The 20,148-nt window shown below is 69.4% G+C and carries 14 protein-coding genes; 2 read left to right on the forward strand and 12 right to left on the reverse strand.

Annotated features, from left to right (window positions below):
* The coding region (locus Q0112_RS14205; protein WP_297976368.1) for an acyltransferase family protein at window positions 1-1,847 on the forward strand (1,847 nt) is incomplete at its 5' end.
* 25 nt (window positions 1,848-1,872) lie between these two features.
* Here the strand turns inward: Q0112_RS14205 and Q0112_RS14210 are convergent.
* The 4 genes from Q0112_RS14210 to Q0112_RS14225 form a co-directional block, all read right to left on the reverse strand.
* On the reverse strand, window positions 1,873-3,972 hold the full coding sequence (locus Q0112_RS14210) for an ABC transporter ATP-binding protein (RefSeq protein ID WP_297976370.1): 2,100 nt from the start codon (window positions 3,970-3,972) through the stop codon (window positions 1,873-1,875).
* Between the two features lie 58 nt (window positions 3,973-4,030).
* Window positions 4,031-5,182 carry an ABC transporter permease gene (locus Q0112_RS14215; RefSeq protein ID WP_297976372.1) on the reverse strand — a complete coding sequence of 384 codons (1,152 nt, stop codon included), beginning with the start codon at window positions 5,180-5,182 and terminating at the stop codon, window positions 4,031-4,033.
* A complete protein-coding gene (locus Q0112_RS14220) occupies window positions 5,182-6,138 on the reverse strand; it encodes an ABC transporter permease (protein WP_297976374.1) in 957 nt (318 codons plus the stop codon). Before Q0112_RS14220 ends, Q0112_RS14215 begins: the two co-directional genes overlap by 1 nt.
* A 61-nt stretch (window positions 6,139-6,199) precedes the next feature.
* Window positions 6,200-7,945, reverse strand: a complete 1,746-nt coding sequence (locus tag Q0112_RS14225) for an ABC transporter substrate-binding protein (RefSeq protein ID WP_297976376.1) — start codon at window positions 7,943-7,945, stop codon at window positions 6,200-6,202.
* A gap of 196 nt (window positions 7,946-8,141) precedes the next feature.
* Here Q0112_RS14225 and miaA point away from each other — a divergent pair, with 196 nt between their 5' ends.
* Window positions 8,142-9,014 carry a tRNA (adenosine(37)-N6)-dimethylallyltransferase MiaA gene (miaA, locus tag Q0112_RS14230; RefSeq protein ID WP_297976378.1) on the forward strand — a complete coding sequence of 291 codons (873 nt, stop codon included), beginning with the start codon at window positions 8,142-8,144 and terminating at the stop codon, window positions 9,012-9,014.
* A 37-nt stretch (window positions 9,015-9,051) separates the two neighbouring features.
* Here the strand turns inward: miaA and hflX are convergent, their stop codons facing one another.
* The 8 genes from hflX to Q0112_RS14270 all read right to left on the reverse strand — a co-directional run bounded on the left by hflX (window position 9,052) and on the right by Q0112_RS14270 (window position 19,984).
* Window positions 9,052-10,305: a GTPase HflX gene (hflX, locus tag Q0112_RS14235; RefSeq protein WP_297976379.1), complete on the reverse strand. Its 1,254-nt coding sequence runs from the start codon at window positions 10,303-10,305 to the stop codon at window positions 9,052-9,054.
* Between the two features lie 13 nt (window positions 10,306-10,318).
* Window positions 10,319-10,555: an RNA chaperone Hfq gene (hfq, locus tag Q0112_RS14240; RefSeq protein ID WP_297976381.1), complete on the reverse strand. Its 237-nt coding sequence runs from the start codon at window positions 10,553-10,555 to the stop codon at window positions 10,319-10,321.
* A gap of 152 nt (window positions 10,556-10,707) precedes the next feature.
* Complete coding sequence (locus Q0112_RS14245) at window positions 10,708-12,210, reverse strand: potassium transporter TrkG (protein WP_297976384.1); 1,503 nt, start codon at window positions 12,208-12,210, stop codon at window positions 10,708-10,710.
* 4 nt (window positions 12,211-12,214) lie between these two features.
* On the reverse strand, window positions 12,215-13,597 hold the full coding sequence (gene trkA, locus Q0112_RS14250) for a Trk system potassium transporter TrkA (protein ID WP_297976386.1): 1,383 nt from the start codon (window positions 13,595-13,597) through the stop codon (window positions 12,215-12,217).
* 121 nt (window positions 13,598-13,718) lie between these two features.
* Entirely contained in the window at window positions 13,719-15,113 is a 1,395-nt protein-coding gene (locus Q0112_RS14255) for a sigma-54 dependent transcriptional regulator (RefSeq protein ID WP_297976388.1), read from the reverse strand.
* Window positions 15,110-17,398 carry a PAS domain-containing sensor histidine kinase gene (locus Q0112_RS14260; RefSeq protein ID WP_297976390.1) on the reverse strand — a complete coding sequence of 763 codons (2,289 nt, stop codon included), beginning with the start codon at window positions 17,396-17,398 and terminating at the stop codon, window positions 15,110-15,112. Before Q0112_RS14260 ends, Q0112_RS14255 begins: the two co-directional genes overlap by 4 nt.
* Window positions 17,399-17,434: 36 nt before the next feature.
* Window positions 17,435-18,886, reverse strand: a complete 1,452-nt coding sequence (gene ntrC, locus Q0112_RS14265; protein WP_297976392.1) for a nitrogen regulation protein NR(I) — start codon at window positions 18,884-18,886, stop codon at window positions 17,435-17,437.
* Window positions 18,887-19,984 (reverse strand): ATP-binding protein, encoded by a 1,098-nt coding sequence (locus Q0112_RS14270; protein ID WP_297976394.1) that lies wholly within the window; start codon window positions 19,982-19,984, stop codon window positions 18,887-18,889.
* Between the last annotated feature and the right edge of the window lie 164 nt (window positions 19,985-20,148).

Below are 20,148 nucleotides of genomic sequence, written 5' to 3' on the forward strand. Positions count from 1 at the left end.
TTCCGGTGATCCTGTTCCACGCCGGTTTCCGCGGCTTCTCGGGCGGCTTCGTCGGCGTCGACGTCTTCTTCGTCATCTCCGGCTTCCTCATCACCTCGATCCTCCTGGCCGAGCATGCCGCGGGCGAGTTCTCCATCCGCCGCTTCTACGAGCGGCGAGCCCGCCGCATCCTGCCGGTGCTCTACGTCGTCCTCGCCGCCTGCGTGCCGATGGCGCTGGCCACGATGATGCCCGACGAATCCGCCGACTTCTTCCGCGGCGTCGTCTCGGTGGTCTTCTTCGTCTCCAACTTCTGGCTCTGGCAGGTGACTGGCTACTTCCAGCCCGCCTCCGAGGGGAACCCGCTGCTGCACACCTGGAGCCTCGCGGTCGAGGAGCAGTACTACGTCTTCTTCCCGCTGCTCCTGCTCTTCCTCTGGCGCCGGGGGCCGCGGGCGGTGCTCTGGGGCATCGGCCTTCTCAGCCTCGCCAGCCTCGCGTTCGCCGAGGTCGGCTGGCGCCACTGGCCCGAGGCCAACTTCTTCCTGCTTCCGTCCCGCGCCTGGGAACTCGGCGCCGGCTCGCTCGCCGCGGTGCTCACCTTCGGCCGCGGGCCGCGGGTGGGGCGGGCGCCGCTCTCGGCCGAGCTCGCCGCCGCCGGGGGCCTCGCCGCCATCCTCGCCGCGATGCTCCTCTTCAACGCCCGCACGCCCTTTCCGAGCCTCTATGCCCTCGTGCCGGTGGCCGGGGCGGCCGCCATCGTCGCCTGCGCCTCGGGCACGCTCACCGGTCGGCTGCTCTCGGCCGCGCCGTTCCGACTGATCGGCCTCGTCAGCTACAGCGCCTACCTCTGGCACCAGCCGCTCTTCGCCTTCGCCCGCATCGGGCAGGAGGCGCCGCCGGGGCACCCGGAGATGGCGCTTCTCGTTCTCGTCACCTTCGTCCTTTCGATCCTCACCTACCGGCTCGTCGAGCAGCCCTTCCGCAACCCGGCGCGCCTGCGCACGCCGCTCCGGCTCGCCTGGGCGAGCATGGCCATCGTCCTCGGCGCGATGGCGCTGCCGGCAGCCGCGCATCGTCTCGATTCGGACCGCTCGCCGCTCGAGGAGGAGCTGCTGGTGCCGCGCGACGCCCGCACCGCCTACGTGCTCGAGCCTTACCGCGAGGCCCAGGGGCGCGGCTTCCGCGGGCCGGCCGGTGCGCGCAAGGTGCTCATCCTCGGCGACAGCCACGCCCTCGACTTCTGGAATATGGCGCGGGAGAACGGCGCCTTCACCCACGACCGGCTTGCGCTCGCCTACGTCTTCACCGAGTGCCAGGTCGTGCTCGGCGATCCGGGGGCCGCCGCCTTCCAGGCCCCGAGCGACCGCGCCCCCTGCGCCGACTGGAAAGGCACCCGCGACACCGTCGCCATCGCCCGCGAGGCCGACGTCGTCATCATCGTCGCCAGCTGGAAGCCGTGGGCGGCCGAGCGGCTGCCGGCGACGCTCGCCGCCTACGGCTTCCGCCCTGACCAGGAGGTGCTGGTGGTGGGCCCGAAGTCCTTCCGGGGGGTGAACCTGCGCCGGCTGGTGGGCGCCGACCCGGCCGGCTTCGCCGGGATCCGCGCCACCCAGCGGGGAAACTATCGCACCGCCACCGAGCGCCTGCGCGGACTGCTGCCGCCGGCCCAGTACATCGACCTCCAGGCGATCGCCTGCGGCGGCGGCTGGGACTGCCCGATCTTCACGCCGGCGGGCCACCTCATCTCGCACGACGGCTCGCATCTCACCCGCGAGGGCGCGCACTGGCTCGGCAGCCTCGTCTTCGCCGATCCCCGCCTCGCGCGCTTCGTCCCCGACCGCTACGCCGCCGCCCCGGCCCGCTGACAGGCCGGCCGGGATGTCCGGCCGGTCAGGCGCCCGTCCCGACCAGGCGGATTACCGGCTGCATTGAGGCGAAGACCTCCGCCGACAGATGACACTTGACCTTGTGCCCCGGCGCGAGCTCGACGAACGGCGGCAGCTCCCGCTCGCAGAGGTCGCCCGGCACCTGCCGCTTGCGCGGGCAGCGGGTCTGGAAGGGGCAGCCGGGCGGAGGGTCGACGGCTGAGGGGATGTCGCCCTCGAGCAGGATCTCTTCCTTCTCGATGCTGGTGTCGGCGATCGGCACCGCCGAGAGCAGCGCCTCGGTATAGGGATGATAGGGCGGCTCGAAGACCTGGTCGCAAGCGCCGATCTCCACCACGTGCCCGAGATACATCACCATCACCCGGTCGGCGAGGTAGCGCACGATGCCGAGGTCGTGGCTGATGAAGAGCATGGTGGTGCGCTTGTCGCGCTGGATGTCGGTCAGGAGCTCGGTCACCGCCGCCTGCACCGAGACGTCGAGGGCGGAGACCGGCTCGTCGGCCACCACCACCTTCGGCGCACCGGCGAAGGCGCGGGCGATGCCGATGCGCTGCTTCTGGCCGCCCGAGAGCTGGCGCGGCATGCGGCGGGCGAAGGCGCGCGGCAGCTTCACGAGGTCGAGCAGCTCGAGCATGCGCGCCTCGCGCTCGGCCTGCGAGGCGCCGAAGCGGAATTTCTCCAGCACGCGAACGATCTGGCCGCCGATGCTGTGGCTCGGGTTCAGGGTGTCGAACGGGTTCTGGAACACCATCTGGATCGAGGCGACGGTGCGGGTGTCGCGCCGCTCGATGGCGCGCTGGCCGATCTCCTGGTTGCCGAGGCGGATCTCGCCGGCGGTCGCCGTCTCCAGGCCGAGCAGCACCTTGGCGAGCGTCGACTTGCCGCAGCCCGACTCGCCGACGATGGCGAGGGTCTCCGCCTCGCGCGCCTCGAAGCTCACCGACTCGTTCGCCTTCACGACGCGGGCGTCGCCGCCCACGAGCGCGTTGGCGCCGACCTCGTAGTATTTGCGCAGGTTGTCGACGGAGAGGACCACGTCGCCGATCGGGGCGCGCGCCCCACCGGCCTTGGCCGGCGGCGGCGCGGCCCAGTCGATCTCCGGCCAGCGGATGCAGCGGGTCGCATGCGTCGGGCTGACCGGCGCCATCGGGATGTCGGCGGCGTCGCAGCGGCCGGCGACGAAGTAGCTGCAGCGGGGCCCGAAGTTGCAGCCGGGCGGCCGCTCGTAGGGCAGGGGGAAATTGCCGGGGATGGCGACGAGCGGGCGCAGCGCCTTGTCGGTCCCGGGCAGCGGGATCGAGCGAAAGAGGCCCTGGGTGTAGGGGTGGCGCATCTCGTCGAAGACCTCGACGATCGGGCCGGTCTCGACCGCCTCGCCGGAATACATCACGCAGATCCGGTCGCAGGTCTCGAGCACCAGGCCGAGGTTGTGGCTGATGAAGAGCATCGAGGTGCCGAACTCGCGCCCGAGATCCTTGACGAGCTGGACGATGCCGGCCTCGACCGTCACGTCGAGGGCGGTGGTCGGCTCGTCGAGGATGAGGAGCGCGGGCTTCGACATCAGCGCCATGGCGATGACGATGCGCTGCTGCTGCCCGCCGGAGAGCTGGTGCGGGTAGCTGGCGAGGATGCGCTTCGGGTCGGGCAGCCGCACCGCCTCGACCACGCGCAGCGCCTGGGCGTAGGCGTGGGCCGCGCTCGCACCCGCGTGGATCATCGGCACTTCCATCAGTTGCCGGGCGATCTTCATCGCCGGGTTGAGGCTCGCCATCGGCTCCTGGTAGATCATCGCGATCTCGGACCCGCGGATCCGCCGCAGCTCCGCCTCGCTCATGTTGGTGAGCTCGCGCCCCTTGAAGCGGATCGAGCCGCCGGTGATCCGCCCGGTCTTGCCGAGGTCGCGCATGATGGCGAGCGCCACCGTCGACTTGCCGCAGCCCGACTCGCCGACGAGCCCGAGCGCCTCGCCCGGGGCGATCGTGGCAGAGAAGCTCATCACCGCCGGGATCTCGACGACGCGGGTGGAGAAGGAGATCGACAGGTCCTCGATCGCCAGCAACGGCTCGTCGACGGAGGTTGCGATCGAGTTAACGCTGGCAGACATTTCCTTCAACTCCAACAACTTGGGAGGAGTCGCACGCGTGCGACTCCTCCCTCGCGCCTCAGTCCCGCATCGTCTGCTCCCGGAGCGCATCCGCGAGCAGGTTCAGGCCCAGCACCAGGCTCATCAGCGCCAGCGCCGGCGGCAGGGCAGGGTGGACGTAGATGCGCAGCAGCTTGCGCCCCTCGTTGATCGTGGACCCCCAATCCGGGCTCTCCGGGCTCACCCCGAGCCCGAAGAAGCCGAGCGTCCCGAGCAGGATGGTGGTGTAGCCGATCCTGAGGCAGGCATCGACGATCAGCGGCCCGCGCGCGTTCGGCAGGATCTCCCAGATCATGATGTACCAGGGCCGCTCGCCGCGGGTCTGCGCCGCGGCCACATAGTCGCGGGTCTTGATGTCGAGGGTGAGGCCGCGGACGATGCGGAAGACCGTCGGCGAGGTGATGAAGACGACCGCCAGGAAGACGTTGAGCGTGTTCGGCGCCATGGTGAGGAGCCCGGTCGGATCCCAGAGCCCGGTCAGCCCGAGATAGCCGAACCCGCCGACGACGATCACCGGCAGGAGATACAGCCAGAGCACCTCCGGCCGGTCGCGGAAGCGGCTCCAGAGGAAGACCGCGACGAAGAGCACCGGGAAGATGAAGAAGACCGCCGCCATGGTTCCCGGGATCGCCGTCTGCCGGATCTCGGGCGTGACGAGCAGATAGAAGAGCAGGATCACCGGGAAGGCGAGGACGAGGTTGGCGACGAAGCTCAGCACCGTGTCGAACCACCCGCCGACATAGCCCGCCGGCAGCCCGAGGGTGATGCCGATCATGTAGGCGAAGAGCGTGGCGAAGGGGGCGATCGCCATCACCGTCCGGCTGCCGTGGACCATGCGGCTGAAGACGTCACGCCCGAGCGAGTCCCCGCCGAAGAGGAAGGCCAACCCGCTCGCCGGGTCGATCGTCCCCGGCGGCTCGTTCTTCAGCGCCCGGACCTGCACGAAGGGATCCATGACGGCCACCCAGTCCGCCATGATCGCGGTCAGCAGCCAAAAGAGCACGAGCCCGAAGCCGATGATCCCGATCGGGCTCTCGTAGATCCGCCCGTAGGTGCCGAGCCGGTGCCGCCAGGCGAAGCTCGCGCCCATGACGAGGAGCATCCCGAGCCAGACCGGGCCGAACTGCCGCAGCACCTGCCAGACGATGGCGCCGGGGGCGAGGACCTCCATCAGGCCGCCACCCGGATGCGCGGGTTGAGATAGACGTAGCCGATGTCGGAGATGAGCTGCGTCACGAGGACGATCATCACCGCGACGATCGAGCAGGCCAGCAGCAGGTCGATGTCGTTGTTCGCCGCCCCCTCGATCAGCAGCCAGCCAAAGCCGCGGTAGTTGAAGAGGCTCTCGACGATGACGACGCCCGTCAGCAGCCAGGGGAACTGCAGCATGATGACAGTGAAGGGCGCGATCAGCGCGTTGCGGAGCGCGTGCCGGAGCACGATCATCCGGAAGCTGACGCCCTTGAGGCGGGCGGTGCGGATATACTGCTGGGTCATCACCTCGGCCATCGAGGCGCGCGTCATCCGGGCGATGTAGCCGGTGCCGTAGATGGCGATGGTGAGGACGGGGAGGGCGAAGGTGTAGAGCGTCGGGCCTTCCTCGGCCGCCTTGGTGGCGGAGCCCGAGAACCACTGCAGGCCGACCATCTGGCTCGCGAAGATCACCGTCAGCACGACGCCGGAGACGTACTCGGGGGTGGAGGTCGTCGCGATGGCGACGGTCGAGAGCGCCCGGTCCTGCGCCGAGCCCTCGCGCATGCCGGCGAGGATGCCGAGGAGGAGCGCTGCCGGGATCATCACCACCATGACCCAGAACATCAGGATCGCGGTCAGCCAGAGCCGCGGCCAGAGCACCTCGGAGACCGGGGCGTTGAAGCGCGTCGAATGGCCGAAGTCGCCGCGCACGACGTTGCCGAGCCATTCGGCGTAGCGCACCCCGAGCGGGCGGTTGAAGCCGTTCTGGTCGAGCCAGACCTCGACCTGCTGCTCGGTGATCCGGCTGCCGGTCTGCTCCTTGGCGAGCTTGACGAGGTTTGGCTTCAGGTTGACCAGCGCGAAGACGACGAGCGTCAGGCAGAGCGCGGTCAGCACCATCACGCCGAGGCGCTTCAAGAGGAACGCGAGCATCGGTCCTCCGTGTCTCGGCCGTCCCGGCGCGATCGTCGGGACGGGTCGCGGGGCAGGGGCCTCATTCGGCCAGCCAGGTATCCTCCAGGTGGATCTCGAAGGTCGGATGCATGACGAGTCCGTTCACGTCCCCGGTCATGTGGCGGAAGGTGGAGCGCCAGTAGGGCTGGATGAGGATCCCCGAATCCTGGATGATCCTCTCCATCTTCTCCATCACCACCCGCCGCTTGTCGGCGTCGGCGATGGCGTAGGACTCGGTCAGCAGCGCGTCAAACTCGGGGTTGGCGAAGCCGGTCTCGTTCCAGGCGGCGCCGCTGCGGTAGCCGAGGGCGTAGACCTGCACCCCGAGCGGGCGCATGTTCCATTCGGTCGCCGAGAAGGGATAGCCGGTCCAGTTGTTCCAGAAGGTGTTGCCCGGCAGGATCGTGCGCTTCACCTTCAGCCCCGCGTCGCGCATCTGCGCCGCCACCGCGTCGCAGGTGGCGCTGTTGAAGTCGTCGTCGCGCGAGATGAGCTCGATCTCGGTGTCGATATGCCCGGCCTCGGTCATCAGCGCCTTGGCCCTTTCGGGATCGCGGGCGATCGGGGGCAGGGGGGCGTATTCGGGGTGCATCGGCCCGACGTGGTGGTTCTCCGCCACCCGGCCAAGGCCCTGATAGCCGAGGTCGAGGACGGTCTCGTTGTCGACGGCGAGCTGCACCGCGTTGCGCACCTTCTGCTCGCCGAACGGGGGCTGGGTGACGTTCATGCGCACGCAGAGGGTGTTCGCCGTCACCGCCTCGGACTTCTCGAGCCCGAGGCCGTCGTAGATCTCGACGTAGGAGGGCGCGGTCTCGTAGCTCGTGTGGATCTCCTCCGCCTCGAAGGCCGCGACCTCGGCGGAAGGGTCGTCGCCGTAGTCGATGAACTCGACGCCGTCGAGATAGACCGGGCCGATCTCCTCGACCGCGTCGCCCCACCAGGCGCCGGTGGTGCGCTTCTGGTAGACCGCCTTGACGCCGACCTCGACCGAGACGAGTTCCCACGGACCGGTGCCGACCGGGGCCTGGGTCAGGTCGCCGCCGGCCTCGTCGAAGCCACGGTGCACAATGAGCGCCGGATAGTCGGCGAAGTTCGGCACGATGGTGATGTCGGGGTTGGAGAGGTGGAGCCTGACGGTGAAGTCGTCGACCCTCTCGATCGCGTCGTCGCGGGCGCCGAAGATCTCGCGGGTCTGCTCCTCCTTGACGACGGTGCCGTCGTCCTTGGTGACGTCGCCCATGAACTTCTCCTCGCCCTTCTTCTCGAGGAGGGGCTCCATGCGCGTCGACATGGAGTTGTTCGGGACGTGCGCCTCGCACCAGCGGCGGAGGTTGAAGATCACGTCGTCGGCGTTGAAGACGTCGCCGTTGGTCCAGGTCGCGCCCTGGCGGACGTGCAGCACGTATTCCGTCGCGTCGTCATTGACTTCCCAGCTCTCGATGAGCCATGGCGCGAAGGTGAAGTCGGCGGTGTAGCGCACCAGCGGCTCGCAGAAGAGCCGGGCCAGGTTGCCTTTCTGCGACCAGTCGAAGATGCGCGGATCGTCCATGCGCATCACCGCCTGCGAGATGCGGATGACGCCGCCGGGCCGGCCTTCGCTGCTCTGGGCGCGGGCGCGGGTCGGGATGGCGAGGCCGATGAGGCCGTAGGCGGCCGGCGCAGTCACGCCGAGTGCCGTCGCCATCGCCAGGAACTCGCGCCGGTCGAGATGGCCGGCGCGGGCCTCCCGGGCCAGGTCGGCCACGCGGGGGTGCATCGGCTTGCCGTTGATGGTCTCGCGCGTCATGGCAGTCTCCCTGTGGTCTTCTTATCCGGACCCGGGTCGGACCCTCGGGCATTTTCGGGGCGAAGTCCGCCTCAGGTCAACCGTTGATCCGCCCCGGGAATTGCGGCACCGACGTTCGTGACCGCAAAAGGGGCAAGGGTTTTGCGCGATTCTCGCTGGACGTAATACGGATAATGAAGATTATGTTACTTACGCGATGGCCGCGCAGCAGCGTCCGGTCCTGATTGCCGGCCCGACGGCCAGCGGCAAGTCCGCGCTGGCGCTGGCGCTGGCCGAGCGCGGCGGCGTGGTCATCAATGCCGACGCCTTCCAGGTCTATGCCTGCTGGCGCGTGCTCTCGGCGCGGCCCGAAGCGCGCGATCTCGCCCGCGCGCCGCACAGGCTCTACGGTCACGTCGCCTGCGACCGCGGCTATTCCGTCGGCGACTGGCTCCGCGACGTTCGTGTGGCGCTCGACGACGCGGCGCGCGCCGGCCTGCGGCCGATCGTCGTCGGCGGCACCGGCCTCTATTTCCACGCGCTGACCGCGGGCCTCGCGGCCATCCCGCCGATCCCGCCGGAAATCCGCGCGCTCGCCCGGTCGATGCCCCTGGCCGAGCTCCGCGCCGGCCTCGACCCGGAAACCGCCGCGCGGATCGACCTCGACAATCCGGTGCGGGTCCAGCGCGCCTGGGAAGTCTTCGCGGCCACCGGCCGTGGCCTCGTGCGCTGGCAGGCCGAGACCGGCCCGCCGGTCGTGGCGCCGGAATCGGCCGAGCGGATCCTGCTCGACGTCGAGAAAGATACTCTTAACATAAACATCGAGCGACGTTTTGCGGCGATGCTTGAACACGGCGCGATCGACGAGGTGCGGTCATTCACGCAATGGTCGCAACAGTCTGCGCAAGTCATTGGCGCAAAAGAAATTCGGCAATACTTGCTCGGCGAGACGAGCCGCGAGTCGGCCACCGCGGCGGCCGTCACCGCCACCCGGCAGTTCGCCAAGCGGCAGCGGACCTGGTTCCGCAGCAGGATGACCGGATGGCGACGGATAATCGTGCCTGACCAAGGGCTGACGAGTATTTCCTAGATGCACGCATGTGCTCCAGCGACAAAGTTGACAACGATCAGCCCAGCGCCTGGTACTGGCTCCGGTCGCGCTCGGTCCAGCGCACGTCGAGGTCGTAGCCGTCCTCGCGCGGGTGCTCGGCGCGGACCAGCTTGCGGTCGAAGAGCCAGGCGCGCTGGCGGCCCTGGTCGAAACGGAGGCTGATCGTCTCCTCCCGCATCGGCTCGGCGAGGTCGGCGGCGACGAGCTCGAGGAGCGCGGGAACCCCCTCCCCCGTCAGCGCCGAGATCGCCGCCACCCGCGGCGTGCGCGCGGCGACCTGGCGCAGCGCCTCGGCGCGGTCCGGGGGCAGCGCGTCGATCTTGTTCCAGACCTCGACGATCCGGCCCTGCTCGGCCTCGCCGATCCCCATCTCGCCGAGGATCGTCCGCACGTTCTCGGCCTGGACCTCGGTCTCGGGGTGCGAGATGTCGCGCACGTGCAGGATGAGGTCGGCCTCCAGCACCTCCTCGAGCGTGGCGCGGAAGGCGGCGACGAGCTGGGTCGGCAGGTCGGAGATGAAGCCGACGGTGTCGGAGAGGATCGCCTTGCGCCCGTCCGGCAGCGCGACCGCCCGCATGGTCGGGTCGAGCGTGGCGAAGAGCATGTCGCGGGCCAGCACGCCCGATCCGGTCAGCCGGTTGAAGAGCGTCGACTTGCCGGCGTTGGTATAGCCGACGAGCGCGACCACCGGATAGGGCACCCGCTGGCGCGCCTTGCGGTGCTGGCCGCGGGTGCGGACGACCTTGGAGAGCGACTGCTTGATGCGCTGGATGCGCTCGTCGAGGGCGCGGCGGTCGGCCTCGATCTGGGTCTCGCCGGGGCCGCCGAGGAAGCCGAAGCCGCCGCGCTGGCGCTCGAGGTGGGTCCAGGAGCGGACGAGGCGCGACTTCTGGTAGCTGAGATGCGCGAGCTCGACCTGGAGCACGCCCTCCCGCGTCTGCGCCCGTTCGCCGAAGATCTCGAGGATGAGGCCGGTCCGGTCGAGCAGCTTGACCTTCCAGGCCTTTTCGAGGTTGCGCTGCTGCACCGGCGAGAGCGGCCCGTCGATGATGACGAGCCCCGCCTCGCGCTCGGCAACGAGCGCGCCGAGCTCCTCGATCTTGCCCTTGCCGAAGAGCATCCCGGCGCGCGCCTTCGGCAGCGGCACCACCTCGGCACCGACCACCTCGAGATCGAGCGCCTCGGCGAGGCTCACGGCCTCGGCGAGCGCGTCCTCTGGGGCGCGGCCGGTTGCTTTCGACCTGACCGGATGCAGCACCAGCGTCCGCATCCGCGGGTTTGGATCAGTGATCTTCGGCCTCGTAGAGGGTGATCGGCTGCGACGGCATCACCGTCGAGATCGCATGCTTGTAGACCAGCTGCGACTGCCCGTCGCGGCGGAGCAGCACGCAGAAGTTGTCGAACCAGGTAATGACCCCCTGAAGCTTGACCCCGTTCATCAGGAAGATCGTGACCGGCACCTTGGCCTTGCGCACGTTGTTCAGGAAGGCGTCCTGCAGGTTCTGTTTTTCGGCAGCCATTGTTCTCAGCCTTCAGTTGTATGAGAGCCGCCGACTCGGCGACCCTTGTTGTTCTTGGCTCCAGTATGGGAGCGGATCGGCCTCATTTCCAGTCCGCGCCGCCGCGGTGCCGATGGATTCCTGCGCCTGTTGCAGTGCAGCATCGGTTCGCCCTAGCGCCGCCAGTAGACCGGATTGAAGAGCGCGACGATCACCAGCACCTCCACCCGCCCGACGATCATGCCGGCGCAGAAGATCGCGCGGGGGATTGCCGTCAGGTCGGCGTAGCCGAAGCCTTCGCCGACCACGCGGATGGCGGGCCCGGTCGTCGTCAGCCCGGCGACCGCCAGCGTGAGGCCGTGGCGGAAGCTCAGGCCCGTCGCGGTGAAGGCCAGCATCATCAGCGCGAGGGCGATCAGGGTGAGCATCAGGAACATGAAGGCGATGCGCGCGCCGCCCCGGTTGATGAGCGCGTCCCCCTGCCCTCTCCGGCCGATGCTGCTCGGATGCACGAGCTTGTCCATCTCGCGCAGGCCGTGGCGGTAGAGCGCGTAGAGCCTGAGCAGCTTCACCCCGCCGGCGGTGGTGGCGATGCCGCCGCCCATGACGGCGACGCCGAGCAGGATGATCCCGGGCTCGGGCAGGTCCGACCAGAGCTGGGCCGAGCGCCAGTCCTCGCTCACGAAACCGGTGGTGGTGAGGAAGGAGAGGACGGTGAAGGCGCTGCCCCAGATGGCGCGGAACGCAGCGGCGAGGTTGTGCTGCCGCTCGATCTCGGCCGCGCCGACGAAGCTGTGCAGGAAGAGCACCGCCGTCACCCCGAGGACGGTTATGAGCATGAGCTGCATCTGCGGGTCGGAGAGCCGCGGCCCGGCGCGCCGCCGCGAGTCGAGGCTGAAGCCCCGGTGCGACACCGCGGGCAGCAGGAAGAGCAGGATCGCGACCTCGCCGAGTCGCCCGGACTGCGCCCCGGCGATGCCGCCGACCGGCGAGATGGCGCTGGTCGAGAGCGTGCCCATCGCATGGCAGATCGCGACGAAGGCGCGGTCGCCGGCCAGGAAGAGCGCGAGCGCGAGCGCCGCCGTCAGGCCGACGTAGATCGGCGTGATCTGCCGGAGGACGCGCAGGATGCGCGCGCTCGCCTCCTCCATGGTGCCGCTGCGCGCCGCATCGCGCAGGCTGGAGCTGCCGAGGCCGATCTCGAAGCCGCCGAGGTTCAGCGGCGCGAGGATGGAGAAGGCAGTCACGAGCACCATGAGGCCGCCCATCCAACCCACCAGTGCCCGCCAGAGATGCACTGGCTCGGCGACGAGGTTCGGGCGCTCGAAGAGCGTGGCGCCGGTGGTGGTGAGGCAGGACAGCATCTCGAAGTAGCCGCCGCCGAGGCCGAGTCCCGGCACCAGCGGCAGGATCGGCGCCGCGAGCAGCAGCGGCAGCAGGATGTAGCTGAGGAGCAGGGTCGAGAGGTGGTAGCGCGCCGCCGCCCGCGGCTGGCGGTTCATGGTGGCGAGGCCGAGGATGATCGAGAGGACGCCGAAGAAGACCGCATGGTAGGTGAAGCTTTGCGCCGCCGGCCAGGCGTGCAGCCGGACCGCGTGCAGCGCCGGGAGCAGCATCAGCGCCGAAGCGACGAGCAGCAGCACGACGAAGGCCGGGAACTGGCGGAGGGCGCCCATGGCTCTAGAAGAAGTCGAGGCCGACCTGGAAGAGCCGCTCCACGTCGGCGACCGAGTCGCGCATGGCGAAGATGGTCAGCACGTCTCCCTCGGCGAGGCGGGTGTCGCCGCGCGGCACGACGATCTTGTCGCCCTTCTGGATCAGGCCGATCAGCGCCGCCTGCGGCAGGTCCGCCTCGCGCACCGCCTTGCCGGCGACGGCCGAGGTGCCGAGCACCTGCGCCTCGATCACCTCGGCCTCGCCGTCGCCGATCGAATAGACCGAGCGGATGCGGCCGTGACGGACGTAGCGCAGGATCGAGGAGACGGTGGTGGCGCGCGGGTTGACGTAGGCGTCGATCCCCATCGGCGCGATCAGGCTGATGAGAGAGGGCTCGTTGACCAGCGCGACGACGAGGCGGGCACCGAGCGTCTTGGCGCGCACGCAGGCGAGCAGGTTCGTCTTGTCGTCGTCGGTCAGCGCCAGCACCGCGTCGATCGCCGTGATGTTCGCCTCCTCGAGCAGGTCGACGTCGAGCCCGTCGCCGTTCAGAACCACGGTCCGCTTCAGTGCGTCGGCCGCTACCTCGGCGCGGGCGCGGCTTTTCTCGATGAGCTTCAGCCGGTGGCGCCGCTTGTCGGCCTCGAGGGTCCGGGCGACGTGCAGGCCGATGTTGCCGGCACCGACGATGAGCAGCCGCTCGATCCGCTGGTGCTCCTTGCCGAAGACCTCCATCACCCGCGCGAGATCCTCGGTGGCGGTGAAGAGGTAGACCTGATCGTCGGCATAGAGCTGGTCGGCCGGCTCTGGCACGAAGAGCTGGCCGGCCCGGCGCACCCCGACGACGACGACCCTGAGCGTCGAGAAGAGCTCGGAGAGCTGGCGGAGCGGCGTGTCGAGGACGGCGCAGCCGGCCTCGAGCGCGATGCCGACGAGCTGCGCCCTGCCGTCGAGAAAGCCCTCGATGTCGAAGGCGGCGGGCGCCGTGAGGCGCTGGATCACCGCGTCGGCCACAGTGTATTCGGGCGAGATCACCACGTCGATCGGCAGGTGGTCGGTGCGGTAGAGGTCGGAATAGATGGCGTTGAGGTAGGCGGGGGCGCGCAGGCGGGCGATCTTGCGCGGCACGGAGAAGATCGCGTTGGCCACCTGGCAGACCACCATGTTGACCTCGTCGGACTGGGTGGCCGCGATCACCATGTCGGCGTCGCGCGCGCCGGCGCGTTCCAGGACGTCCGGGTGCGAGGCGAAGCCGGCGATGCCGTTCACGTCGTGCGAGTCAGTCAGCCGCCGCACCAGGGTCGGATCCTTGTCGATGACGGTGACCTGGTTGCCGCCGCCCTCCCGCGCCAGGTGGCGCGCGATCTGCCCGCCGACCTGCCCTGCCCCGCAGATGATGATCTTCATGCCGCCCCCGGAGCCCGCCAGTAGGATTCCGTCAACGCACCTTTCATCGGGGTTAACGGAGATCGGATTATCTTGTTGTTTCAGTTATTTGCCTTTGCTCCGCACTGTGCGGAGCAGGGCTTCAGGCGTGCTCGGTTTCCTCGGTGCGCTCGCTTCGGCCGGCGGAGATCACGTTCAGCGACTTGAGCTTGCGATGCAGCGCCGAGCGTTCCATGCCGACGAAGTTCGCCGTGCGAGAGATGTTGCCGCCGAAGCGGTTGATCTGGGCGATGAGGTATTCGCGCTCGAACATCTCCCGCGCCTCGCGGAGCGCCAGCCCGGCGAAGGCGGCCGCCATGGTGCCGCCGGCCGACTGGCCGTTCGCGGGCGTCTCGAGCACGAGCTCCTCCGGCTCGATCGGCCCCTGGTCCGGCCCGAGGATCAGCGCGCGCTCGAGCGTGTTCCTGAGCTGGCGGACGTTTCCCGGCCAGCGCATGGTCTGGAGCTGCGCCTCGGCCTCGGGCGCCAGTGTCCTGAGCGGCAGGCCCTGGCTCGCGTTCAGCTCCTCGAGGAAGTGCCGTGCCAGCTCGGGGATGTCCTCCCGCCGCGCCTCGAGCCCGGGGACGCCGACCGGCACCACGTTCAGCCGGTGATAGAGCTCGGTGCGGAACCGCCCGGCCTGCACCTCGCGGGCGAGCTCCCGCGTCGTGGCCGAGATGACCCGCACGTCCACCCGGACGGTCGAGCTGCCGCCGACCCGCTGGAAGGCCTGGTCGACGAGGACGCGCAGGATCTTCGACTGGGTCCCCGCCGGCATGTCGGCCACCTCGTCGAAGAAGAGGATGCCGGTATGGGCCTTGTCGAAGAGGCCGGGCTCCACCCCGCGCTCCGGGCTCTCGCGGCCGAAGAGCACCTCCTCCATCTGCTCGGCGCCGATCGAGGCTGAGTTGACCGTGACGAAGGGCCCTTTCGCCCGTTCCGAGTGGCTGTGCAGGTAGCGCGCCGCCACGTCCTTGCCCGAGCCGGCCGGCCCGCTCAGCATCACCCGGCTGTTGGTCTTGGCCACCTTGTCGAGCTGCTGCTTCATGTGGCGGAAGGCCGGGCTCGAGCCGATCATCACATGCCCCGCGCTCTCCCGCCCCTTGAGCGCCGCATTCTCCCGCCGCAGCCGCGAGGTCTCGAGCGCGCGGCCGATCACCACCATGAGCTGGTCGATGTTGAACGGCTTCTCGATGAAGTCGTAGGCGCCCTGCTTGATCGCCGCGACGGCGATCTCGATGTTGCCGTGGCCGGAGATGATGACGATCGGGATCGCCGGATTGTCGCGCTTCACCCGCTTCAGGATGTCGATGCCGTCGAGCCGGCTGTCCTTCAGCCAGATGTCGAGAATGACGAGGTCGGGGGCCGCCTGCTCGATCTCGGAAAAGGCGGTGTCGCTGTCCCAGGCCATGCGCACGCCGTGGCCTTCGTCCGTCAGGATGTCGCCGATGAGCGCCCGGATATCGGGCTCGTCGTCCACCACCAGGATGTCGGTCATCGCATGCTCTCTCTCAACTTCTCAGTGATCTTGCTCTTCTCGTCGCCCTGCCAGGTCTGCTCCGGCAGCGCCTGCGGCAGGACGATGCGCGCCCAGGCTCCGGGCCGCTCGTTCCCTTCAAAGACGGGCGCCGGCATCAGTTCCAGCGTGCCGTCGTGCTCCTCGACGATCTTCTTGACGATGGGCAGGCCGAGCCCGGTGCCCTTGGCGCGATGGGTGACGTAGGGCTCGAAGAGCCGCGCCGGCTGATCCGGAAGACCGTTGCCGTTATCCTGGATGTCGATGACGAGCTGGCGGCTGCCGTCCACGGTCAGTGCCACGCGGATCTCGCCGGCGGGTCCGTCCGGCTCCGTCGCCAGCCGCTCGTCGATCGCCTCGGCCGCATTCTTGAGCAGGTTGGTGAAGGCCTGGTTGATCATCGTGCCGTCGAGGTGCGCCAGCACCGAGAGGTCGGGCAACGTCGTGAGGTAGCGGATGTCGGGCCGCGCCGACTCCTGCAGCACCACAGCGTCGGCGACAAGCTTGCCGAGGTCGAGCGCCCTGCGCTCCGGAGCGGGCATCCGGGCGAATTTGGAGAACTCGTCGACGATGCGGCGGAGATCGTTCGTCTGCCGCACGATGACGTCGGCATACTGCTCAAGCGTCCCGCGCTCCTCGCCGACCATCGGGCCGAACTTGCGCCGCAGCCGCTCGGCCGAGAGCTGGATCGGGGTGAGTGGGTTCTTCACCTCGTGGGCGATGCGGCGGGCGACGTCGCCCCAGGCGGCCATGCGCTGGGCCACGACGAGGTCGGTCACGTCGTCGAAGGAGACCACGTAGCCCTCAAGCCCGCCGTCGCCGGCGTAACGCGCCGCGACGCGGACGAGGAGGTCGCGCTCGCGCCCCTTGCGGCGCAGCTTCACCTCGCCCTGCGCGATGCCGCCCTTCCGCCCGTCGAGCCGGTGGAGGGTCTCGGTGAACTCCGGCACCTCCTCGAGGAGCGGCCGGCCCGCGGCGCCGTCGTGGTCGAGGTCGAGGAGCGCGCCGGCGGCGGCGTTCATCATCTCGATACGCCCCTGGGCATCGAGCCCGACCACGCCTGCGGTCACGCCCGAAAGCACCGAGTCGAAGAGCCGCCGCCGCCGCTCGGTCTCGGCGTTGGCGGCGATCAGCGCGTCGCGCTGGCCCTTCACCTGGCGGGTCATCTCGTTGAAGGTGCGGCCGAGGAGCGCGATCTCGTCGTCGCCCTCCTCCTCGCGCACCTTGACGTCGAGATCGCCCTGCCCCACCCGCTCGGCGGCGCCGGCGAGGCGCCCGACCGGGCGCGCCAGCCGGTCGGCGAACCAGAGGCCCATCCAGATGGCGGCGAGGATCACCACGAGCGCGAAGCCGAGATAGACGAGAGCGAACTCGAAGAGCAGCCGCCCGCGGTCGGCCTCGAGCTGCTGGTAGAGCCGCACCGTCTCCTGCGTCTCGTCGAGGAGGCTCAGGATCTTTCCGTCGACCTCGCGGCTGACGTAGAGGAAGTGGTCGGCGAAGGCCGGCAGCTGCAAGAGGGCCCAGAACTCATTGTTCGCCCAGTCCTGGATGACGACGACCTCGCCCGTCCTTGCTCGCGCTATGTCCTCGGGCGAGGGGGCGGTGTACCAGAAGAGATAGCTCCGCTCGCCGCGGGCGCGCAGCTGGCCGTCGCCGTCGATGACGTAGGCCTTCTTGAGCGCGCGCTGCATCTGCAGCTGGCCGCGGGTCAGCAGGTCGCGGAGCTGGCCGCCGGAGAGGAGGGGATTGCGCTCCTTCTGCTCGTTGAGGAAATCGCCAAGCTCGCGTGCGTCAGTCTGCAGCGTGACGCGGTGCTCCTCCTCGTAGGCCTCGGCGGCGGCCATCGAGTTCGTCACCACGTTGTGCACCCGCTCGGAGAACCAGCCCTCGAGACCGAAGTTCAGCGTGATGGTGGCGAAGACCGCGACGAGGATCGTCGGGATGAGCGCGATGCCGGTGAAGAAGCGCACCAGCCGCATGTGCAGCTTCGAGCCGGCCGAGCGCTGCTTGCGGGCGGCGATCATCTCGGCGACCCGCCGGGCGACAAAGGCCGCCACGATCAGCGCATAGACGAAGTCGGCGAGGAGCACGGGGCGCAGCATCCGGCCGTGCCCGAGCCACTGCATCTCGGTAAGGACAGCGAATGTGGCGAGCGCGAGAAGCGGCCCGAGCGCCACCATCGTCCAGAAGGCTGCCTGTCGCAGGCTGCGCCCGCCGCGCAGGCGCGCCAGGCGCCATCCGGCGGGGCTCAGTTCGTGGGTGCGCATTCTTCCGTGATGCTTTCCGGCTCGACTGTTGCCATCTTACATCATTCTCTTGCCACGTGTAACCCGAATGTCGAGGTCCTTGATCTTTTTCCTGAGCGTGTTCCGATTTATGCCGAGGAGCTCAGCGGTGCGTACCTGGTTGCCGCGGGTCGCGGCGAGGGAGAGGGCGATGAGGGGGAGCTCCATCTCCTTGAGAATCCGGTCATAAAGCCCGTCCGGCGGCAGGCTGTCGCCGTGCAACTCGAAATAGCGCCTGAGGTGCGCCTCGATGGCGTGCGACAGCCGCTGCGGCTGCGCGCCCTGCGGCGGAAGGGCGGAACTCGGCCGGGTGGCGATCTCCCGCGCGACAACGGGACCGGAGATGATGTCGTCCGGGCAGAGCACGCAGAGGCGGCGCACGAGATTCTCGAGCTCGCGGACATTGCCGGTCCACTCCTGTTTCTTCAGCAGGTCGACCGCCTCCTTGGAGATGATCTTGCGCGGCAGCCCCTCGCCCTCGGCCTTGCGCAGGAAGGCGCGCGCGAGGTCGGGCACGTCGTCGAGCCGCTCGCGGAGGGGCGGCAGGCGAATGGGGACGACGTTCAGCCGGTAGAAGAGATCCTCGCGGAAGCGGCCCTCGTTGATGAGCGCGCGCAGGTCCTGGTGCGTGGCGGCGATGATGCGCACGTCGGCCGACTGAACCTCGCGGCCGCCGACGCGGGTGAACTCGCCCTCCTGGAGGACGCGCAGGAGCCGGGTCTGAGCGTCGAGCGGCATGTCGCCGACCTCGTCGAGGAAGAGCGTGCCGCCGCGGGCCTGCTCGAACTTGCCCGCCATTGCCCGGTCGGCGCCGGTGAAGGCGCCCTTCTCGTGGCCGAAGAGCTCGCTCTCGATGAGGTCGCGCGGGATGGCGGCCATGTTGACGGCGACGAAGGGGCCGGCCTTGCGGAGGCCGTAGTTGTGCAGCGCGCGGGCGACGAGTTCCTTGCCCGTGCCGCTCTCGCCGGTGATCATCACCCCGAGGTCGGTGTTCATCAGCCGCGCGAGGATGCGGTAGACCTCCTGCATCGCCGGGGAGCGGCCGATGAGGGGCAGGTTGTCCTCGCGGCCGGCCGGCTCCTCCTCGACCTGGGGGGGCCGGCGCGACTTCTGCTGCAGCGCCTTGCCGACCTGCCCCAGGACCTCCTTGAGGTCGAAGGGCTTCGGCAGGTATTCGTAGGCGCCGACCTCCGCGGCGCGGATCGCCGTCATCACCGTGTTCTGGGCGCTCATAACGATTACTGGCAGGTCCGGACGGCGTTTCCTGATCGCCGGCAGCAGGTCGAGCGCATCGCCGTCGGGCATCATCACGTCGGTGACAACGACGTCGCCCTCGCCCTCCTCGATCCAGCGCCAGAGGGTCGCCGCCGTACCGGTGGCGCGCACGCGACAGCCGGCGCGGGTCAGGGCCTGGGCGAGGACCGTGCGGATGGTGCGGTCGTCGTCGGCGACGAGGATGGTGCCCTCCATCTAGCCCTCCGCCTCGGCTTCCGCTTCCGCGATCTCGCCGCGCCAGACCGGCAGGCGGACCCGGAAGCGCGTCCGTCCCGGGCGGCTGTCGCATTCGACCACGCCGCCGTGGTCGGCGACGAACTTCGACACCAGAGAGAGCCCGAGGCCGGTGCCGTTGACCTTCGAGCTCACGAAGGGGTCGAAGACGTCGCGGATCAGGTTCTCGGGGATGCCGGGGCCGTTGTCGGCGATGGTGACGAGGAGCGGCAGGCCCTCGCTCGAGCCGCCCGGCCGCGCCATCTTGACGCCCGGCCGGAACGCCGTGGAGATCGAGATCATGCCTCCAACGCGAGGAATGGCTTCCGCTGCGTTCTTCAGGAGGTTCTGGAACACCTGGAGCAGCTGGTCGGCGTCGCCCGCCGTCGGCGGCAGGGAGGGGTCGAACTCCTCGGTGAAGCGGGCGTGCGCGGCGAAGCCGGCTTGGGCGGACCGGCGGGCACGGTCGAGCACGTCGTGGATGTTGAGCGGCCTGCGCTGCGCCGGCCGGAGGTCGCCGAACTGCTCGACCCTGTCGACGAGCTTGCCGATGCGGGCGGTCTCCTCCTGGATCAGGCCAGTCAGCTCGCGGTCGGCTTCCCCGAGCGTCATCTCGAGGAGCTGCGCCGCTCCGGAAATCCCGGCGAGCGGGTTGCGGATCTCGTGCGCCAGCATCGCGGCCATGCCGGTGACCGAGCGCGCGGCCGAGCGATGGCCGAGGCGGCGATCCATCTTCTCTGCCATCCCCTGCGGGTGCATCAGGATCAGCACGTCGCCATCGGTGTCCTGCAGCGGAGCGGCGTGCACGTTCTGCAGCTGCCGCGGCTGTTCCGCCCAGCCGACCGTCACGTCGTACTGGGCGACCGAGACGCCATCGCGGCGGGCCTGGCGCACGACGTCGAGAACCGCGCTGTCGCCACCGAGGAACTTCGCGAGCGGCCTGCCGACCATCTGCCGCTGCGATGTGGCGCCGAAGCTCTCCGTCGCCGGGTTGGCCGCGACGATGGCGTCGGCGGCATCGACCACCAGCGTCGGGTAGGGAATGGCGCTCCAGATGAGCTCGAACCAGGCCTCGTTCATGCGGCGGCTTCCACGAGCGGCGGCGCCTCGTCGAGCGCGTCCCGCAGGAGGGCCAGCACCTGCCGCGGATCGTCGAGCCGCATCATCTGCGCCCGCGCCGGCGCCATGCCGGGGATGCGGTCGAGATACCAGCCGAGATGCTTGCGCGCCACGCGCACGCCGAG

This window comes from uncultured Amaricoccus sp. (assembly GCF_937858865.1).
GTDB lineage: Bacteria > Pseudomonadota > Alphaproteobacteria > Rhodobacterales > Rhodobacteraceae > Amaricoccus.

What these genes read in the sequence shown, in the direction of transcription:
- Q0112_RS14255 (WP_297976388.1), bottom strand. Translation starts at nt 15,113, where the DNA reads ATGACCGACATCCTGGTGGTGGACGACGAGCCCGATATCCGGGCGCTC.
- trkA (WP_297976386.1), bottom strand. Translation starts at nt 13,597, where the DNA reads ATGAAGATCATCATCTGCGGGGCAGGGCAGGTCGGCGGGCAGATCGCG.
- Q0112_RS14215 (WP_297976372.1), bottom strand. Translation starts at nt 5,182, where the DNA reads ATGGAGGTCCTCGCCCCCGGCGCCATCGTCTGGCAGGTGCTGCGGCAG.
- Q0112_RS14245 (WP_297976384.1), bottom strand. Translation starts at nt 12,210, where the DNA reads ATGGGCGCCCTCCGCCAGTTCCCGGCCTTCGTCGTGCTGCTGCTCGTC.
- hflX (WP_297976379.1), bottom strand. Translation starts at nt 10,305, where the DNA reads ATGCGGACGCTGGTGCTGCATCCGGTCAGGTCGAAAGCAACCGGCCGC.
- Q0112_RS14260 (WP_297976390.1), bottom strand. Translation starts at nt 17,398, where the DNA reads ATGCGCACCCACGAACTGAGCCCCGCCGGATGGCGCCTGGCGCGCCTG.
- Q0112_RS14270 (WP_297976394.1), bottom strand. Translation starts at nt 19,984, where the DNA reads ATGAACGAGGCCTGGTTCGAGCTCATCTGGAGCGCCATTCCCTACCCG.
- hfq (WP_297976381.1), bottom strand. Translation starts at nt 10,555, where the DNA reads ATGGCTGCCGAAAAACAGAACCTGCAGGACGCCTTCCTGAACAACGTG.
- miaA (WP_297976378.1), top strand. Translation starts at nt 8,142, where the DNA reads ATGGCCGCGCAGCAGCGTCCGGTCCTGATTGCCGGCCCGACGGCCAGC.
- Q0112_RS14220 (WP_297976374.1), bottom strand. Translation starts at nt 6,138, where the DNA reads ATGCTCGCGTTCCTCTTGAAGCGCCTCGGCGTGATGGTGCTGACCGCG.
- Q0112_RS14225 (WP_297976376.1), bottom strand. Translation starts at nt 7,945, where the DNA reads ATGACGCGCGAGACCATCAACGGCAAGCCGATGCACCCCCGCGTGGCC.
- Q0112_RS14210 (WP_297976370.1), bottom strand. Translation starts at nt 3,972, where the DNA reads ATGTCTGCCAGCGTTAACTCGATCGCAACCTCCGTCGACGAGCCGTTG.
- ntrC (WP_297976392.1), bottom strand. Translation starts at nt 18,886, where the DNA reads ATGGAGGGCACCATCCTCGTCGCCGACGACGACCGCACCATCCGCACG.